The sequence below is a fragment of the Achromobacter sp. E1 genome (assembly GCF_037039475.1).
Classification (GTDB): domain Bacteria; phylum Pseudomonadota; class Gammaproteobacteria; order Burkholderiales; family Burkholderiaceae_B; genus Achromobacter; species Achromobacter mucicolens.
Window position 1 is genome coordinate 1,706,632 of sequence record NZ_CP146253.1, and the last position, 18,282, is coordinate 1,724,913.

Annotated in this window: 16 protein-coding genes; 10 read left to right on the forward strand and 6 right to left on the reverse strand. The window is 64.0% G+C overall.

The features are described from left to right. From V6V88_RS07805 to V6V88_RS07820, 4 genes are all read left to right on the forward strand, one after another. The gene (locus V6V88_RS07805; protein WP_338618719.1) at nucleotides 1–1,614 is read left to right on the forward strand and encodes a heme biosynthesis HemY N-terminal domain-containing protein; all 1,614 of its coding nucleotides are present in this window, start codon (nucleotides 1–3) and stop codon (nucleotides 1,612–1,614) included. Between the two features lie 29 nt (nucleotides 1,615–1,643). Then, complete coding sequence (ppa, locus tag V6V88_RS07810) at nucleotides 1,644–2,174, forward strand: inorganic diphosphatase (protein ID WP_056322566.1); 531 nt, start codon at nucleotides 1,644–1,646, stop codon at nucleotides 2,172–2,174. Nucleotides 2,175–2,463: 289 nt separating this feature from the next. Next, entirely contained in the window at nucleotides 2,464–3,159 is a 696-nt protein-coding gene (locus V6V88_RS07815; protein ID WP_128827800.1) for a fumarylacetoacetate hydrolase family protein, read from the forward strand. 38 nt (nucleotides 3,160–3,197) lie between these two features. Then, nucleotides 3,198–3,329, forward strand: a complete 132-nt coding sequence (locus V6V88_RS07820; RefSeq protein ID WP_008164311.1) for an entericidin A/B family lipoprotein — start codon at nucleotides 3,198–3,200, stop codon at nucleotides 3,327–3,329. Nucleotides 3,330–3,401: 72 nt separating this feature from the next. On the opposite strand, the gene V6V88_RS07825 is transcribed toward V6V88_RS07820, so the two are convergent. The 3 genes from V6V88_RS07825 to V6V88_RS07835 are packed head-to-tail and all read right to left on the reverse strand — an operon-like array spanning nucleotide 3,402 to nucleotide 6,080. Further along, nucleotides 3,402–5,102: a PhoH family protein gene (locus V6V88_RS07825; RefSeq protein ID WP_056322570.1), complete on the reverse strand. Its 1,701-nt coding sequence runs from the start codon at nucleotides 5,100–5,102 to the stop codon at nucleotides 3,402–3,404. 55 nt (nucleotides 5,103–5,157) lie between these two features. After that, nucleotides 5,158–5,622 (reverse strand): peroxiredoxin, encoded by a 465-nt coding sequence (locus V6V88_RS07830; RefSeq protein WP_062838474.1) that lies wholly within the window; start codon nucleotides 5,620–5,622, stop codon nucleotides 5,158–5,160. Next, nucleotides 5,622–6,080, reverse strand: coding sequence for an Mth938-like domain-containing protein (locus V6V88_RS07835; RefSeq protein ID WP_056322576.1), 459 nt, complete (start codon nucleotides 6,078–6,080; stop codon nucleotides 5,622–5,624). Before V6V88_RS07835 ends, V6V88_RS07830 begins: the two co-directional genes overlap by 1 nt. A 233-nt stretch (nucleotides 6,081–6,313) precedes the next feature. Here V6V88_RS07835 and alaC point away from each other — a divergent pair, with 233 nt between their 5' ends. From alaC to V6V88_RS07855, 4 genes are all read left to right on the forward strand, one after another. Next, on the forward strand, nucleotides 6,314–7,501 hold the full coding sequence (gene alaC / locus V6V88_RS07840) for an alanine transaminase (RefSeq protein ID WP_056322579.1): 1,188 nt from the start codon (nucleotides 6,314–6,316) through the stop codon (nucleotides 7,499–7,501). Nucleotides 7,502–7,670: 169 nt separating this feature from the next. Beyond that, nucleotides 7,671–8,975, forward strand: coding sequence for a homoserine dehydrogenase (locus V6V88_RS07845; protein ID WP_338619556.1), 1,305 nt, complete (start codon nucleotides 7,671–7,673; stop codon nucleotides 8,973–8,975). Nucleotides 8,976–9,009: 34 nt separating this feature from the next. Next, complete coding sequence (gene thrC, locus V6V88_RS07850; RefSeq protein ID WP_056322585.1) at nucleotides 9,010–10,419, forward strand: threonine synthase; 1,410 nt, start codon at nucleotides 9,010–9,012, stop codon at nucleotides 10,417–10,419. A gap of 178 nt (nucleotides 10,420–10,597) precedes the next feature. Beyond that, nucleotides 10,598–10,819: a YgdI/YgdR family lipoprotein gene (locus V6V88_RS07855; protein ID WP_056322589.1), complete on the forward strand. Its 222-nt coding sequence runs from the start codon at nucleotides 10,598–10,600 to the stop codon at nucleotides 10,817–10,819. A 94-nt stretch (nucleotides 10,820–10,913) separates the two neighbouring features. Here the strand turns inward: V6V88_RS07855 and V6V88_RS07860 are convergent, their stop codons facing one another. After that, on the reverse strand, nucleotides 10,914–11,933 hold the full coding sequence (locus V6V88_RS07860) for a class 1 fructose-bisphosphatase (protein ID WP_056322592.1): 1,020 nt from the start codon (nucleotides 11,931–11,933) through the stop codon (nucleotides 10,914–10,916). 10 nt (nucleotides 11,934–11,943) lie between these two features. Then, complete coding sequence (pepN, locus tag V6V88_RS07865) at nucleotides 11,944–14,649, reverse strand: aminopeptidase N (RefSeq protein WP_056322595.1); 2,706 nt, start codon at nucleotides 14,647–14,649, stop codon at nucleotides 11,944–11,946. A gap of 150 nt (nucleotides 14,650–14,799) precedes the next feature. Here pepN and V6V88_RS07870 point away from each other — a divergent pair, with 150 nt between their 5' ends. Next, nucleotides 14,800–15,435, forward strand: a complete 636-nt coding sequence (locus tag V6V88_RS07870) for a DUF4136 domain-containing protein (RefSeq protein ID WP_056322773.1) — start codon at nucleotides 14,800–14,802, stop codon at nucleotides 15,433–15,435. 90 nt (nucleotides 15,436–15,525) lie between these two features. On the opposite strand, the gene V6V88_RS07875 is transcribed toward V6V88_RS07870, so the two are convergent. Then, on the reverse strand, nucleotides 15,526–15,909 hold the full coding sequence (locus tag V6V88_RS07875; protein ID WP_062838469.1) for an H-NS histone family protein: 384 nt from the start codon (nucleotides 15,907–15,909) through the stop codon (nucleotides 15,526–15,528). Nucleotides 15,910–16,658: 749 nt separating this feature from the next. On the opposite strand from V6V88_RS07875, the gene tldD reads away from it, so the two are divergent. Beyond that, nucleotides 16,659–18,119, forward strand: a complete 1,461-nt coding sequence (gene tldD / locus V6V88_RS07880; RefSeq protein WP_223574789.1) for a metalloprotease TldD — start codon at nucleotides 16,659–16,661, stop codon at nucleotides 18,117–18,119. Nucleotides 18,120–18,282: the final 163 nt, after the last annotated feature.

The window sequence follows — 18,282 nt, forward strand, 5'->3', positions numbered from 1 at the left end:
ATGCGTACCTGGTTCTGGACCCTGCTGCTCGCCGTCGTCGCCGTCGCCCTGGCGGTGGTCCTGCGCTCGCACGCGGGCAACGTGCTGCTTCTGGTGTGGCCATGGCGCATCGAGATGTCGCTGACGCTCGCCGTCCTGCTCATCGTCGCCACCTTCATCATCCTGTACGTGGGCCTGCGGCTTCTGGCCTGGCTGCTCGCCATTCCCGATCGCGTCCGGGCCTGGCGCGGCAAGCGCGCGCAGGCGCGCGACCACGAATTGCTCGAACGCGGCTGGATTGGCCTGCTTGAAGGCCGCTACGCCCACGCCGAAAAAGACCTGACCAAGCTTCTGGACCAGACCAAGGTCCGCACGCGGCGCGTGCTGGCAGCCCTGTCGGCTGCTCGTGCCGCCCATGGCCTGGGCGAATTCGACCGGCGCGACCGTCTGCTGGCCAACGCGCAAGAGCAGGCCGGCGCCGAGCCCGGTCTCATTGAAGCCACCGCCACCGTCTCGGCCGACATGCTGCTCGATCAGGGCCGCGCTGAACGCGCACTGACCGTGCTGGGCCCGCTGGCCGACGGCGGCGCTCGTCATTTGCACACCATGCGCCTGCTGCTGCGGGCGCACACGGCCCTGAATCATCAGGAACAGGTTTTCGCGCTGGCGCGCGGACTGTCGCGCCGCAATGCGCTGGGACGCCCCGAAGCCGACGTCCTGATCGATGCCGCGGGCGCCGCGCGCTTGCGTGCCGCCGCGGCCAACGATGCCTGGCGTCCCATCTGGAAAGACCTCAAGGCCGAAGAGCGCCTGCTTCCGGAAATCGCCCTGGCGGGCGCCGCGGCATTCGAAGCCGCCGGCGAGCCCAACGAAGCGGCGCGCGTCCTGGAATCGGCCATCGCGGTCAAGTTCAATCCCGCCCTGGTGGCGGCTTACGCCCGCTGCGAAGCCGACCAGGTGTCGCGGCGCCTGGCCAAGGCCGAGACCTGGCTGCATCAACGCCCGACCGATCCCGACCTTCTGACCGCCCTGGGCATGCTGTGCCTGAATGGCCAGCTCTGGGGGCAGGCCGAACGCTACCTCTTGCGCAGCCTGGCCCGCCGCAGCGATGCGCAGACGCACGCGCTGCTGGGCAGTCTGTACGATCGTCTGGACCGGCCGGTCGATGCCGTGCGCCACTGGCGCCTGGCCACCGCCGCCAGCATGGCGTTGCCGGTGCTGGCTTCGGATGCGGCGCTTCCTGCCGCGGACACCGGCTCGGATCCGTATCGCGTGGATGCCGAAGGCGGCTATGCCGTCGGCCTGTCGGACACGGACAGCGATGCGGACACCGGTGGCGATTACCCGGCCTTGCCGCCGGCTGCCGCATCGGCGTCGGACTACGTACTGGATCCGGATGCCCGCGCCAGCAAGGCGCAGCAAGACCGCGCCCTGGCGCCCGAAGACGCTCCGCTGGCTCGCGGAACGTCCGACATCGACGAATACTTCGACAGCGCGCCCATTCCTGCTGCGGCGTTCGACGAGCCCGTGCCCACGTATGCGCCGGCCCCTGCCGCGCCGGCCCCCAAGCCTGCGCCGCCCGCGGCGCCCGTGCCCACCACCAAGCCGCCGTTCAAGGACGACGGCTCGATTTGAATATCCTTTCAGACAAACAAGGTTGAACCATGAGTCTTGATCGCGTCTCCCCTGGCAAGAAGCTGCCGGAAGACTTCAACGTCATCATCGAAATCCCCATGAACGCCGACCCAGTGAAGTACGAGGTCGACAAGGATTCCGGTGCAATCTTCGTTGACCGCTTCATGCTGACGGCCATGCACTATCCGTGCAACTACGGCTACATCCCCCAGACCCTGTCCGAAGACGGCGACCCCGCCGACGTCCTGGTCCTGACCCCGTTCCCCATCCAGATCGGCGCCGTCGTGCGCTGCCGCGCCATCGGCGTGCTGGAAATGGACGACGAGTCGGGCGGCGACGCCAAGCTGCTGGCCGTGCCGATCGAAAAGCTGTACCCCCCGTACCGCAACATCAAGTCCTACGAGGATCTGCCCGCGGAAGACATCTCCCGCATCCAGCATTTCTTCGAGCACTACAAGGACCTGGAAAAGGGCAAGTGGGTCAAGGTCAAGGGCTGGAAGGGCGTGGACGCCGCTCACGAAGAAATCGTGCGCAGCGCCGAGCGCTACACCAAGGGCTGATCGGGCTACACGCCAGCCGGCATATTGCCGGCCGGCGCCTACCGGCGGCGCGGCCGCGACGGCCCGTGGCCTGTCGCCGCCGCGCCGTTGTCTTGCAGGCGCCCGTTCCGTGCGGTCCTCGCATTGGCCGCAAAAAGGTCTACACTCGCGAGTGCTTTTTCAAACGCCCGGCCGCCCAACAACAACAACGCCCCATCGCGGGGGCACAGGGCATGCCAAGCGCGCGCGGCGTCGGGGTAACATTTTTCCCGGATATTCCGGTCACGTATTTGTCATAGGTTGATAGCTCATGGACTACGTTTTGCCTCCCCAGCCGCCCGTCGCGGTCCCCGTAGCCGGCAGCGCCGCGCTGTTCCCCGTGCGCCGCGTCTATTGCGTCGGCCGCAATTACGCCGAACATGCCAAGGAAATGGGTTTCACGGGCCGTGAAGATCCGTTCTTCTTCTGCAAGCCCGCTGACGCGGTGCTGTTCGTGGCCGACGGCGAAACCGGCAAGATGCCTTATCCGCCCAAGACATCCAATCTGCACTACGAGATGGAGCTGGTCGTGGTGCTGGGCAAGGGCGGCCGCGACATCCCCGTCGACCAAGCCAACGAATGCGTGTGGGGCTATGCGCTGGGTCTGGACATGACCCGCCGCGACCTGCAAGGCGAAATGAAGAAGCAGGGCCGCCCCTGGGAAATCGGCAAGGCCTTCGACCAGTCGGCGCCGCTGGGCCCCATCCATCCGCGCAGCGTGGTTGGCACGCTCGACAAGGGCGCCATCTGGCTGGACGTCAACGGCGAGCGCAAGCAATCCAGCGACATTTCGCAGATGCTGTGGAATATTCCGGAAAGCATTTCTTATCTGTCGGGCCTGTTTGAACTGCAGCCCGGCGACATCATCTTCACCGGCACGCCCGAGGGCGTGGGCGCCGTGCGCCAAGGTGACGTGATCACTGGCGGCGTCGAAGGCCTGGGCGAACTGCGCGTGCAGATCGCCTGAGCGCAGGCGCTTTCATTTTTTCATTTTGGAGTCACAGCATGCGCGGCAAGATTGTGCTGACTGCCTTTGTCGTGTTCGGCTTCGTGCTGGCCGGTTGCAATACCGTCGCCGGCATGGGCAAGGACATGTCCCGGGCAGGCAATGCCATCACCAACGCAGCCGACAAATAATCGGCGCGCGGTAGTGAAAAAAAGCCCCTTGAGCGATCAAGGGGCTTTTTGTTTGCCGTTGCTAGAACAAGCCTAGAGCACGTCGCCCGCGTAGTCGGCCAGGCGGGAGCGCTCGCCGCGTTGCAGCGTGACGTGGCCCGAGTGCGGCCAGCCCTTGAAGCGGTCGACCACAAAGGTCAGGCCCGAACTGCCTTCCGTCAGGTAGGGCGTGTCGATCTGCGCGATGTTGCCCAGGCAGATCACCTTGGTGCCGGGGCCCGCACGGGTCACCAGCGTCTTCATCTGCTTGGGCGTCAGGTTTTGCGCCTCGTCGATGATGAGGTACTTGTTCAGGAAGGTGCGGCCACGCATGAAGTTCAGGGATTTGACCTTGATGCGCGAGCGGATGAGGTCCATGGTGGCCGCGCGGCCCCAGTCCCCGTTGCCTTCGCCTTCGCCCATGTTCAGCACGTCGAGGTTGTCTTCAAGCGCGCCCATCCAGGGCAGCATCTTTTCCTCTTCGGTGCCGGGCAGGAAACCAATGTCTTCACCGACGGGCACCGTGACGCGCGTCATGATGATCTCGGTGTAGCGCTTGGTTTCCAGCACCTGCGTGATGCCCGCCGCCAGCGCCAGCAGCGTTTTGCCCGTGCCGGCCTGGCCCAGCAGCGACACGAAATCGCATTCCGGGTTCATCAGCAGGTTCATGGCGAAATTCTGCTCGCGATTGCGCGCCGTGATGCCCCAGACGTTGTTCTTGCCGTGGGTGTAGTCGCGCAGGGTGGCCAGCACCGCCATCTTGCCGCTGACTTCGCGCACTTGCGCGTACAGCGGCATCTGGCCTTCGAAGTAGACGAACTGATTGACGACGAACTGCGAGCACAGCGGGCCGTGGATGCGGTAGAAGGTGGTGCCGCCCTGTTGCCAGGATTCGACGTCCTTGCCGTGCTTGTTCCAGAAGTCTTCGGGCAACTGCATCACGCCCGAGTACATCAGGTCGGAGTCTTCGAGGACATGGTCGTTGAAGTAGTCTTCGGCGGCCATGCCCAGCGCGCGCGCCTTCAGGCGCATGTTGATGTCCTTGGACACCAGCACGACCTCGCGCTGCGGGTATTTTTCCTGCAGGGCGCGCACCACGCCCAGGATCTGGTTGTCGGCCTTGCCCATCGGCAAGTCCGAGGGCAGGGTGCTATGGATGGCCGTGGTCTGGAACATCAGGCGGCCCGTGGCATCCTTGTTGCCCAGCTTGGCCAGCTCAAGGCCTTCGTCCAGGTGCGTGGCGTCCTGCACCAGCGAATCGAGCGACCGGCTGACCTGGCGCGCGTTGCGCGCGACTTCCGACATGCCCTTTTTCTGGTGGTCCAGTTCTTCCAGCGTCATCATCGGCAGGAAGATGTCGTGCTCTTCGAAGCGGAAGAGCGAACTGGGATCATGCAGCAGCACGTTCGTGTCCAGCACGAACAGCTTGCGAGGTTCATTCTGAGCGCGCGCCTTGCCGCGCTTGGCGGGGGCGGGCGCGGCCTTGGCCTGCTGGCGCGCCGGGGCGCGAGCGGCCGGCGCGGCGGGGGGCGGCGCCTGGTGAGCGGGCGACGGCGTGTGGGCCTTGCGTGCCGGCGCCGCCAGGCCTTCAAGTTCTGGCTGTACCAGCAGTTCGTCCTCGTCTTCGGCGAGGGCTGCCTGGGTGTTGGACCGCGCAGCGGCAGTCTTGGTGGTGCGGGCCTGCGCCCGGGCGGATTCGCCCGAGGGGAAGGTCAGGATGGCTGCGGGGCGGGTAGGCAACTTCGGAAGCGGCATATGCGTCACTCTCCTGTTTGGGCCGGCTATAGCGCCTGACGGGTTTCCTGTGCGGCTAACCGATGCTTTTGGCGGCTTGCAGGACTTCCTTGGCGTGGCCCGGGACCTTCACCCCGCGCCACTCCTGCACCAGCACGCCATAGGCGTCGATCAAGAAGGTGCTGCGTTCGATGCCGCGCACCTGCTTTCCATACATGTTCTTCTGCTTGATGACGCCGAACAGATTGCAGACGGTTTCGTCGGCGTCGGAGATGAGTGGGAAAGGAAGCTCGTACTTGGCCTTGAAATTCTCGTGCGACTTCAGCGAGTCGCGCGAGATGCCGATCACGATTGCGCTGGCCGACAGGAAGTCGGCGTGCAGATCGCGGAAATCCTGGCTTTCGGTGGTGCAGCCGGGCGTGTTGTCCTTGGGGTAGAAATACAGGATCACGGCCCGCCCCTGGCATTGCTCGAGGCTGATGGGGCCGATCGTGCTTTCGGCGGTGAACAACGGGGCGGGTTTGCCTATGCTCGGCGTCATTAATTCGTGGCTCCGTGGGGAGGGATGAGGGCGACGACCACGCGCCGGCCTTCAGCCATCAGGATGTTGTAGGTGCGCGAGGCAGCGTGGGTGTCCATGGTTTCAACGCCGATGCCGATCGCCAAAAGGGGACGCAGCACGTCGGGGCGCAGGAACTGTTGCTTGCCGCCGGTGCCCACCAGCAGGACTTCGGGGGCGTTGGCCGGGCGGCTGGGCGCGGCTTCCGGGGCATCCAGAAAATCCAGGGGATTGCGGGCGGGCTCGGACAATCCGGCTGCCTGGAGCAAGAGGGAGGAGGTAATGTCGGCCGTCGACTCAACAGGCCAGATGGTCACTTCGCCTTCGGGGCCGAAAGCGACCGAAGAGGAAAAACGTACCTGGTTGACCTCGATGTAGCCATCGCCGTAGGCGGTGACAGTGTTTAGAGCGGCCGTCGCAGGATCGGTATGCAGCTTCAATAAAAACTCCGGCTTTACGTGCTTGATAATAGCGCATCGGACACGCCGCATGTTGCAACGTATCCACGGGGAAAAAGGGGCTTTTTTGCCCCATTTGCCGCCAAGGCGTCGTTGCGCTAGATTACAGGGTTTTGCTGCGCTGCAATCGTGAACTGGCGCGGCTCAGAGCCCCTTTCCCCTTCGCGCGACCGCGCCCTGGTCTTTTTGCCTTTTCGCCCCTAAGGATTCCCATCATGAGGAAGTTCTCTCGCATCGAGCGTTTGCCCCCGTACGTTTTCAACATTACCGGCGAGCTCAAGATGGCGGCGCGTCGGCGTGGCGAAGACATCATCGACATGTCGATGGGCAATCCGGATGGGGCGACGCCCAAGCACATCGTCGACAAGATGGTGGAGGCGACCACGCGTCCCACCACCCACGGCTATTCGGTGTCCAAGGGCATTCCGCGCCTGCGCAAGGCGATCTGCGACTGGTACCAGCGCCGCTATGCGGTCGAGTTCGATCCGGACTCCGAGGCCATCGTCACCATCGGCTCCAAGGAAGGCCTGGCGCATCTGATGCTGGCCACGCTGGACCGCGGCGACACCGTGCTGGTGCCCAATCCCAGCTACCCGATCCACATCTACGGCGCCGTCATTGCGGGCGCCAACATCCGTTCCGTGCGCATGACGCCGGGCGTCGACTTCTTCGAGGAACTGGAACGCGCCGTGCGCGAATCCATCCCGAAACCCAAGATGATGGTGCTGGGCTTTCCCAGCAACCCGACCGCGCAGTGTGTGGACCTGTCGTTCTTCGAGCGCGTGGTGGCGCTTGCCAAGGAACACGACATTCTCGTCGTGCATGACCTGGCGTATGCCGACATCACCTTCGACGGTTATGTGGCGCCGTCCATCATGCAGGTGCCCGGCGCGCGCGACGTCGCCGTCGAGTTCTTCACGATGAGCAAGAGCTACAACATGGCCGGCTGGCGCATCGGCTACATGGTCGGCAACCGCGAGCTGGTCAACGCGCTGGCTCGCATCAAGAGTTATCACGACTACGGCACGTTCACGCCGATCCAGGTGGCGTCCATCGCCGCGCTGGACGGCCCGCAGGACTGCGTGAGCGAAATCGTGGCGCAATACCAGAGCCGCCGCGACGTGCTCGTGCGCGGCCTGCATGAAGCAGGTTGGAATGTGGAGATTCCCAAGGCGTCCATGTACATCTGGGCGCAGATCCCCGAACCCTACCGGGCGATGGGCTCTTTGGAATTTGCCAAGCGTGTCCTGTCGGATGCGAAAGTGGCCGTGTCCCCCGGGATCGGCTTCGGCGAGTATGGCGACGAATACGTGCGCTTCGCGCTTATCGAAAACGAGCAGCGCACGCGTCAAGCGGTGCGCGGCATCAAAGATATGTTCCGCAAGGACGGATTGCTGAAGTGATGGGTGCCCACCCCCGCAGCGCTGCGCGCATCCCCCTCTGAGGGGGCATGCCTGCGGACCGGCGGAGCCGGATCCGCGGCATCGCGATCGGGTGGCAACAGCTTCATGCACAGGATTATGGAGAAGTGAAATGAATTCCCCTCAACGCCCGCCCGCAGAGGGCGGCGCGATGAAACCCATGAAGGTGGGTCTGCTTGGTCTTGGCGTGGTTGGCGGCGGCACGTGGACCGTGCTGTCCCGCAACGCCGAGGAAATCGCCCGCCGCGCTGGCCGCCGCATTGAAGTCACCCGCGCCGCCGTGCGCGACGTGGGAAAGGCGCGTGCCCGCGTGGGCGACTCCATCCTGGTCGACACCGATGTGCACGCGCTGGTGCGCGATCCCGACATCGACATCGTCGTGGAACTGATCGGCGGCGACACGCTGGCGCGCGAGCTGGTGCTCGAAGCCATCGCCAACGGCAAGCATGTGGTCACGGCCAACAAGGCCTTGCTGGCCAAGCATGGCAACGAGATCTTCGCCGCCGCGTCCGAACGCGGCGTGATGGTGAACTTCGAGGCCGCCGTCGCGGGCGGCATCCCCATCATCAAGGCGATCCGCGAAGGCCTGACCGCCAACCGCATCCAGTGGGTGGCCGGCATCATCAACGGCACCACCAATTTCATCCTGTCCGAAATGCGCTCGCGCGGGCTGCCGTTTGCCGACGTGCTGGCGGAAGCGCAGCGCCTGGGCTACGCCGAAGCCGACCCCACGTTCGACGTGGAAGGCGTGGACGCGGCCCACAAGCTGACGCTGCTGGCCTCGCTGGCATTCGGGGTGCCGGTGCAATTCGACCGCGCCCACATCGAAGGCATTTCGCAACTGGCCGCCGAAGACATCGAACACGCCGAGCGCCTGGGCTATCGCATCAAGCTGCTGGGCATCACCAAGCGCCGCCCCGACGGCATCGAGCTGCGCGTGCATCCGGCGCTGGTGCCGTCCGAGCGCCTGCTGGCCAATGTCGAAGGCGCGATGAACGCGGTGCTGGTCAAGGGCGACGCCGTCGGCCCGACGCTGTATTACGGGCAGGGCGCGGGCGAAGAGCCCACCGCCTCGGCCGTCGTGGCCGACCTGGTCGACGTGACGCGCCTGCACACCGCCGATCCGGGCAACCGCGTGCCGCACCTGGCCTTCCAGCCGGACGCCATGTCGGACACCCCGATCCTGCCGATCGAACAGGTCAGCACGTCGTACTACCTGCGTCTGCGCGTGGACGATCAGCCCGGCGTGCTGGCGGACATCGCCCGCATCCTGGCCGACCGCGGCATTTCCATCGGTTCGATGATCCAGCAGCCGTCGCACATCGGCGGCGCCGACATCATCTTCCTCACGCACGAAGCCGTCGAAGGCAACGTCAATCAGGCCATCGAGCGCATCGAGTCGCTGCCGTTCGTGCGGTCCAAGGTGACGCGCCTGCGCGTGGAGAACCTGACGTGATCGGGGGCGCCCGGTGCATCGTGGAGCAATTGACATGAAATACATCTCTACGCGCGGCGGCATGGCCCCGCTCGAATTCTCCGACATCCTGCTCGAAGGCCTGGCGCCCGACGGCGGGCTGGCGGTGCCGCAGACGCTGCCGCAGGTTTCCGCGGAAACGCTGGAATCGTGGCGCGGCCTGTCGTATGCCGATCTGGCCTTCGAAGTGCTGTCGCTGTTTGCCACGGACATCCCCTCGGACGACCTGCGCCGTCTGACCCGTGCCGCCTACACGCCGCAGATCTTCAACAGCGAGGACATCGTTCCGCTGCGTCCGCTCGATGGCGGGCTGTCGCTGCTGGGCCTGTCCGAAGGTCCGACGCTGGCTTTCAAGGACATGGCCATGCAGTTCCTGGGCCAGGTCTTTGAGTACGTGCTCTCCAAACGCGGCACGACGCTGAACATCGTGGGCGCCACCTCCGGCGACACGGGCTCGGCCGCTGAATACGCGCTGCGCGGCAAGAAGGGCGTGGCGGTGTTCATGCTGTCGCCCCACGGCCGCATGAGCGCCTTCCAGCGCGCGCAGATGTACTCGCTGCAAGACGAGAACATCCACAACATCGCCGTGCGCGGGGTCTTCGACGAAGCCCAGGACATCGTCAAGGCGCTGGCCGGCGATCTGGCCTTCAAGACGAAGTACCGTCTGGGCGCCGTCAATTCGATCAACTGGGCCCGTATCGCCGCCCAGGTTGTCTACTACTTCCATGGCTGGCTGCGCGCCACCGAGCGCGCGGGACAGGAAGTGTCGTTCGCCGTGCCGTCGGGCAATTTCGGCAACATCCTGTCGGGCCACATCGCCCGCAGCATGGGCCTGCCCATCCGCCGCCTCGTGCTTGCCACGAACGAGAACAACGTGCTGGAGGAGTTCTTCCGCACCGGCGTGTACCGTCCTCGCGCGGCCGCGCAGACGTACGCCACGTCCAGCCCCTCGATGGACATTTCGCGCGCGTCGAACTTCGAGCGCTTCGTGTTCGACCTGACGGGCCGCGATACCGACCGCGTGAAGGAATTGTGGACGACGATGGCGCGCGACGGCGCGTTCGACCTGTCCGACATGAAGGACCAGTTCGAGTCGCGTTATGGCTTCGTGTCGGGCGCCAGCTCGCATACGGATCGCCTGGCCACGATCCGCTCCGTCTACGACACCACCGGCGTGCTGGTCGACCCGCATACCGCCGACGGCGTGAAGGTCGCGCGCGAATTCGTCGAGCCGGGCGTTCCCATGCTCGTGCTGGAAACCGCGCTGCCGGCCAAGTTCTCCGAGACCATCGAGGAAGCGCTTGGCCGTCCGGCCACGCCGCCGGGCAACCTCGCAGACTTGGAATCGCTGCCGCAACGCGTCGAGGTCATGGACTGCAGCGAGGCCGCCGTACGCCGTTTCATCGAGACACACGCCAAGGTGTAAGCACGATTGCCGCTTGTGTACGGTTGCAACCCCTCCCGGGCACGTCCTGCGAGGGGTTTTTCATTATTGGGGTCGGGGACGATTACGTTCTTATGCATTTTGCCGACAACCCGACACGATTTCGGGGAGCGATTCAGATAGAGTGAAATCACCCATTCAACACTCGGAGAACACAACCATGAAGCTGAAGACCATGACGTTGGCCCTGGTGATGACCGGCGTTGGTGTGCTGGCCGGATGCTCGTCGCCCTCGGTTATTCACCAACGCGACGGATCTTCGACCGTAGCGCCCGACGAGCCCGATTACGACAAGAAGTCGGGCATGTATGAGTACGAACAGAACGGCAAGAAAATGCAGATCAACAAGGACGACGTGAAGTCCATCGAAGAGGTCAAGTAACGCAACCCCTGCTTGCCTGTACCCTTGAAAAAAAGCCCCCGGCCATGACGGCCGGGGGCTTTTGCATTGGCGCGCCGAAGGCGCGGCGGGTGTCTTACTTGCCCGCGTCCTCGGCGTGATAGCGGCCCACGCGTTCGACTTCGTTCTTCGAGCCCAGGATGACGCTGACGCGCTGGTGCAGCGTGTCAGGCTGGATGTCCATGATGCGCTCGACGCCGTTGATGGCCGCGCCGCCTGCCTGTTCGATCAGGAAGCTCATGGGATTGGCTTCGTACATCAGGCGCAGCTTGCCGGCCTTGCCCGGCTCGCGCGCATCCCACGGGTACATGAAGATGCCGCCGCGGGTCAGGATGCGATGCACGTCGGCCACCATCGAGGCGATCCAGCGCATGTTGAAGTCCTTGCCGAGCGGGCCGGTCGAGCCGGCCAGGCAGTCGTCGATGTAGCGCTTGACCGGGGCAGCCCAGTGGCGCTTGTTCGACATGTTGATGGCGAATTCCTTGGTGTCTTCCGGCACGCGGATGTTCTCGTGCGTGAGCACCCACGAGCCCATTTCGCGATCCAGCGTGAAACCCACGACGCCGTTGCCGATGGTCAGCACAAGCATCGTCTGCGGGCCGTACACCGCGTAACCGGCCACCACCTGCTTGTTGCCCGGTTGCAGGAAGTCGGCTTCGCAGACGGGCGCGCCCGACACGTCGTGCGGCGCGTGCAGCACCGAGAAGATGGTGCCGATGGAGACGTTCACGTCGATGTTCGACGAGCCATCGAGCGGATCGAACAGCAGCAGGTATTCGCCCTTGGGGTAGCGGTTCGGGATCAGATGGATGGTTTCCATCTCTTCCGACGCCATGGCCGCCAGGTGGCCGCCCCATTCATTGGCTTCCAGCAGGATCTCGTTGGACAGCACGTCGAGCTTCTTCTGGACTTCGCCCTGGACATTCTCGCTTTCCAGGCTGCCCAGAACGCCTCCCAGCGCGCCCTTGCTGACCGCGTGGCTGATGGCCTTGCAGGCGCGCGCCACCACTTCGATGAGCAGGCGCACTTCGGGCGCCAGGGCTTGGGCGGAGCGTTGCTGCTCCACCAGGTATTGAGTGAGTGTTTTACGTTTCAAAAGGATCTCCCTATGCAGCGAATTCTAAAGCCTTGGATACGATTTCCTGGACGTTGCGCGACAGGCCGTCGTGCTGGCGCACCTTTTCAAGCGCGGCCTGCATGGGGGCACGCAGCGCCGGGACGAAGCGAGACCAGTTGTCGAGCGCACGCGCCAGCCGCGCGGCGATCTCCGGATTGAGCGCGTCCAATGCCAGCACCTGCTCCGCCCAGAACGTGTAGCCCGAGCCGTCCGGCTGGTGCATGCCGCGGGCATTGTTGAGGCAGAACTGGAAGATCAGCGCGCGGGCGCGGTTCGGGTTGCGCAGCGTGAATGCCGGATGCTTCATCAGCTCGCGGGCGGTCTGCACCGTGGTCGAGCGGGCGGTGGCCTGCAGCGCGAACCACTTGTCCACCACCAGCGGATTGGCGCTCCATTTGGTGTAGAAAGCGGCCAGCGCCTCTTTCGGGTAGTCGCCTTGCCCGAAGTTGATCAAGGCGGCCAGCGCGGCCATGCTGTCGGTCATGTTGCCGGCGGTGGCGTACTGCGCTTCGGCAAGGCGCTGGGCTTCGGGTTCGCCAGCGGCCATCAGGTGGCTGAGCGCCAGGTTCTTCAATGCGCGCATGCCGGCGGGAATCGGCGCGGGGCTATATTCGCCCGGCGTCTGGTTCTGGTCGAAGGCGCGGCGGAATTCGGCATGGAGCTGACGGCCGAGTTCGGCGCGAAGGAAATCGCGCGCCACGGCCAGGGCAGGCGGATCGACCCGCTGCATGCGCTCGGCCAGCGTCTTTTCCGAAGGCAGCGCCAATGCGCGCGCACGGTACGCGGCGTCCAGGGCGGGATCGGTCAGCAACGCGCGCCAGGCTTCAAGGAAGGCGGCGTCGGCCTGCAGCGGGCGGCCCGCCTGGCTGGCGTCGGCCAATGCAAGAATCTGGCGGGTGGCCAGTTCCTGGCCGGCTTCCCAGCGTGCGAACGGATTGCCATCGTGCGCGGACAGCAGCGCCAGTTCCTCGTTGGACCAGTCGTAGTCCACGATGACCGGCGCCGAGAAGTCGCGCAGCAGCGAGGGTACGGGGCGGTCGGCGATGTCTTCGAACACCCATTGCTGGCTTTGCGTGGTCAGTTCCAGCAGGGCGGTGTCCACGACCGCGCCGTCCTGACGCAGCGGCAGCGCGTTGCCCTCACGGTCCAGCAAGCCGATCGCAAACGGAATGTGGAAGGGCGCCTTCACGTAGTCGGGGCCGGCCTTCTTTTCAACGCCGACCGGCGGGCAGGCCTGGGTAAGCGTCACCGTGCAGCGGCGGGTGGCCGCGTCGTGGTCGAGCCTGACCGTGACGCGTGGCGTGCCGGCCTGCCGGTACCAGCGGCGGAACACGGACAGGTCGCGTCCCGGGTGCTGCTTGACGTAGACGGATTCCATCGCGGCGACGAAGTCGTCGCACGTGACGGCCTGGCCGTCGTGGCGGCGGAAGTATTCGTCCATGCCTTCGCGGAAACCGGCCTCGCCCAGCAGCGTGTGCTGCATGCGGATGACCTCGGCGCCTTTTTCGTACACGGTGGCCGTGTAGAAGTTGCCGATCTCCTGGTAGCTCTCGGGGCGGATCGGATGCGCCATGGGGCCGGCGTCTTCCGGGAACTGCGCGGCGCGCAACGCCACGACGTCGTCGATGCGCTTGACGGCGCGGGCGCTGGCCGCGGCGGCCGCGTCCATGTCGCGGGCCATCATGTCGGCGCTGAATTCCTGATCGCGAAAGACCGTGAGACCTTCCTTCAGGCTCAGCTGGAACCAGTCGCGGCAGGTGACGCGGTTGCCGGTCCAATTGTGGAAGTATTCATGCCCGATGACCGACTCGATGCCTTCGTAGTTGGCATCGGTGGCGGTTTCGGCGTCGGCCAGCACGTAGGCCGCATTGAAGATATTCAGGCCTTTGTTTTCCATGGCTCCCATATTGAAGTCATGGACGGCCACGATCATGAAGCGGTCCAGATCCAGCTCGAGACCAAAGCGGCTCTCGTCCCAGCGCAAGGAACGCACCAGGGAATCCAGTGCCCATTCGGTTTTGGTTTCGGAGCCGGGGTCGCTGTAGACCTGCAGCAGCACGTCCCGGCCGCTGACCGTCTTGACCGTGGTTTCGCGATGCGTCAGGTTGCCCGCGACCAGCGCGAACAAGTAGCAGGGTTTGGGGAACGGATCTTCCCACTCGACTTCATTGCGGCCGTCGGGCAATTGGCGCGAGGCGATCAGGTTGCCGTTGGACAGCAGCACGGGATACTCGGGCTGCGCGCGCAGCGTCACGCGGTAGCGCGACATCACGTCGGGACGATCGGCAAACCAGGTAATGCGCCGGAAGCCCTCGGCCTCGCATTGCGTGAAGAAATTGCCGCCGGACACATACAGGCCCATCAGCGTGGAATTGGCGGAGGGCTTGCAGCGGCTGACGATTTCAACGGTCGCATCGGCGGGCAGGCCGCGCAGCGTGAGCGTGTGTTCGGTCAACTGGTAGCTGGCCGCGGGCAGCGGCTCGCCATTCACGCCTACCGACACGAGTTCCAGCTCTTCTCCATCCAGGATCAGGGCGGCGTCAGCGCTGGCGTCTTGCCTGCGCTGCACGTGCATCGTGCAACGCACTTCGGTCGCGTCGGGCGCGAGATCGAAGGCGAGGGCGACTTCAGGAATTTCGTAGGGGTAGGGCTGGTAATCCTTGCGGTATACGGTAACGGGCGTGTCGGTGCGCATGGGATTTGCAGTCCTGTATGAACAAGAAGGCTATTGTAGTGGCTGGCGGTTGAGCGGTACCTTGGGCGTACGGGCTAGCCTGAAAACTTTTGGCAAGCGCTTATGTCAAAGCTCGTTATGATGGCGCCGTCGCGCAAACAGGAGTCTCAAATGTCCAGGATGTCTTGGATCAGCAGTCTGGGCCGATGGGCCGGTATTTTTTCGGTGCTGGCAGCCATGATGCTGACGGGCTGCGCCGCGCCCACCGTCTCCGCCCGCGTGACGTCGTTTCAGCAATGGCCAACCGGTGTCGAGGGCCAGACCTACCAGTTTGTTCCCGCCGACCCATCCCAAATCAATAATCTGGAATATCAGTCATTTCAGGATATGGTGCGCGCGGGGATCGGGGCCACGGGACTGGTCGAGGCGCGCCCTGGCGTGAAGGGGCGGTTCGAGGTGTCGTTCCGCTATGGCACAAGCCAGACGCAAGTGATGGTTCGCCGTCCGTACGACCCGTATTTCTACGGCGGCTACGGCGGCTTCTATGGGCCCGGACCGTGGGGCATGGGCGCGGGATTCTGGGGGCCTGACTGGGTGGACGTGCCCATGGTCGTCCAGCGCAATTCCCTCTCGCTCTTCATTCGTGATACCCAGAACGGCGGCGCGGAAGTTTACCGCTCGACGGCGTTCATATTGAGCGAGCGTGACGATTTGATTCGCACCATGCCCTATCTGGTGCGTGCAATATTCGACAATTTCCCAGGCAATAATGGCGCTGAGCGCGAGATTCAATTCCCGGCACGTTGACGAAAGCAGGCGCCTTGCGGCGCCTGCTTAAAATAAAAAAGCGGCGCACCATCATGGTGCGCCGCTTTTTTTCTTACTGAAGAATAGGTTTTATTCCTTGATAAGAAAACTCTCGCGGGTGGCGCCGCCGGCTTCTTCAGCGGCGAGCCAGCGCGGCGCCTTGCCGCGGCCGCTCCAGGTTTCTCCGGTTTGGGGATGGCGGTACTTGGGCGCCACGGCGCGCTTGGCGGCGCCGGCTGCGCGGGCGGGGGCGCTGGCCTTGCGGCGGCCACCCGTGGTGGCGCGCGCGGGCTTGCCTGCGCCGTAGGCGGCGATGATCTCGTCAGGCGTAATGTCGTACTCGCGCATCGACGTGATGATGGAGGTGATGACCGGCTTGCGGCGCTTCGTCTGAAGGATTTCCGCCTTCTTCTGGAGCTTGTTGATTTCCTTTTCGATCTTTGCTTGCAGAGCTGCGTAGGTTTCTCGGGCCATGTTTATTCCTGATTATGGAACTGCTTTAATCGCCGGCGAAGTTATGTTTAATTGTTGTGCCTCGCATAATACAGAATTTACGAGGTGGTATCTCAATTGTCGGACTAATTACTTTGTATCAAAAGCGCCGCCGGCTCTCCGCTTGCGGCTGGCCGCAATTTCCATCAGTTAGGAAGGAAAATCTTAAATTTGGGACAAACTGAAACAAGCGCTTGCTTGGTTTACTGGCGGGCGGTGCGAGCCGCCAATTGTCGGACAACCTTGCAAAGACGCGCCTGGCGTGTGATTCACCGGCACTTCATGCCTGATCATCCTGGGCGACGGGGCGTGCAATACGCGTCAAATTCCCGCAATTTTCTTCAGGCGGAAAATGGTCGCGAAAGCAGATGCCATACATTATGGCGTTGCATCCCACCTGCGGTGATATACCCGGGCGCCATGGTGTTCCGTCCCCGAGTTTTCATTTAGCCGTCAGGTCATACGACAACACGAAAAGGCCAGTCTTGCGATTCGGTCTGAGCACAATTGCTTAACTTGATAGGTAATTGGGTGCTTAACTTGATACCCAGTATGCCGTCTCCATCTATGCCGGCAAGATAATGCGAGACCATTTTGTCCCGCATTTGCCGCTGCGGTAAGCCGCGACTTTTGGCGTTTGCCGGGACGCCGGACCCGTGTCGGCGGTACGATACGGTCTTGAGCGCCACGACGCGCATGCACGGCCCCGGTGCCGTTCCTGAACTGAGCCTATGAAAATCATCGATCCCGCCATTGCTTCCCTGGCCACCGCCAAATCCCTTCTGCTCGACCCCTGGGGTCTGACCGAAGCGGACATGGCGCGGGCACTGGGTGAAATCTTCACCCACAAGGTCGATTACGCCGACCTGTACTTCCAGTACACGCGCAGTGAAGGCTGGAGCCTGGAAGAAGGGATCGTGAAGACGGGCAGTTTCTCGATCAGCCAAGGCGTGGGCGTGCGCGCGGTCAGCGGTGAAAAGACCGCGTTCGCGTATTCGGATTCGCTGTCGCCCGAGGCGCTGCTGTCGTCGGCGCACGCCGTGCGCGGTATTGCCCGCCGCGGCGCAGGCAAGGTCAAGGTCGCCGCCCAGGTCGAAGCCGAGATCGGCCGCAGCCTCTATGCGGACATCGATCCCGTCGCCAGCCTCAGCGCGCCCGAAAAGGTCGCGCTGCTCGAACGCGTCGAACGCATGGCGCGGGCGCGCGATCCCCATGTGATCCAGGTCATGGCTGGCCTGGGCGCGGAATATGACGTGGTGCTGGTTGCGGGCAGCGATGGCCGTCTGGCCGCCGACGTGCGCCCGCTGGTGCGCCTGTCGCTGACCGTGATTGCCGAACGCAATGGCCGCCGTGAAATGGGGCACGCCGGCGGCGGCGGCCGCCTGGGTCTGGCTTACTTCACCGACGAGATGCTGCAGGGCTATGTCGAGCGCGCGGTGCACGAGGCGCTGGTCAACCTGGAAGCGCGTCCGGCGCCGGCCGGGGAAATGACGGTGGTCCTGGGGTCGGGCTGGCCGGGCATCCTGCTGCACGAAGCCGTCGGTCACGGCCTGGAAGGCGACTTCAACCGCAAGGGGTCCAGCGTGTTTTCCGGACGCATCGGCGAGCGCGTGGCGTCCAAGGGCGTCACCGTGGTCGACGACGGCACCCTTCCGGATCGCCGCGGATCGCTCAACATCGACGACGAGGGCAATGCCACCCAGCGCAACGTGCTGATCGAAGACGGCATCCTGCGCGGCTACATGCAGGACACGCTCAATGCCCGCCTGATGAAAACCGCCGCAACCGGCAACGGCCGCCGCGAGTCCTTCGCGCACCTGCCCATGCCGCGCATGACCAACACGTACATGCTGGCCGGCGACAAGCCTGCCGATGAAATCGTGGCCTCGGTCAAGCGGGGTCTGTATGCCGTCAATTTCGGCGGCGGCCAGGTCGACATCACCAACGGCAAGTTTGTGTTCTCGGCGTCCGAGGCCTACATGATCGAGGACGGCAAGGTCACCTACCCGGTCAAGGGCGCAACCCTCATCGGCAACGGCCCCGACGCCATGAACCGCGTGACCATGATCGGCAACGATCTGCAGCTGGATTCCGGCGTCGGCACCTGCGGCAAGGACGGCCAGAGCGTGCCGGTCGGGGTGGGCATGCCGACGGTCCGCATGGAAGGCCTGACGGTCGGCGGCACGGCTTGATGCGTTAAATGGGGGCGGCACGCCAAAAAAATCTGGCGTGACGCTCTCAAAAAACTGTGCTAGAGTCAGTCCCCATGAAATTCGCGTCCCCCGCCTTTTATTTTTATTTTTTTGGTTTTCTGAAGCCGCTGGCGGAGGAAGGGACGCGCTCAATCTGAAGTTT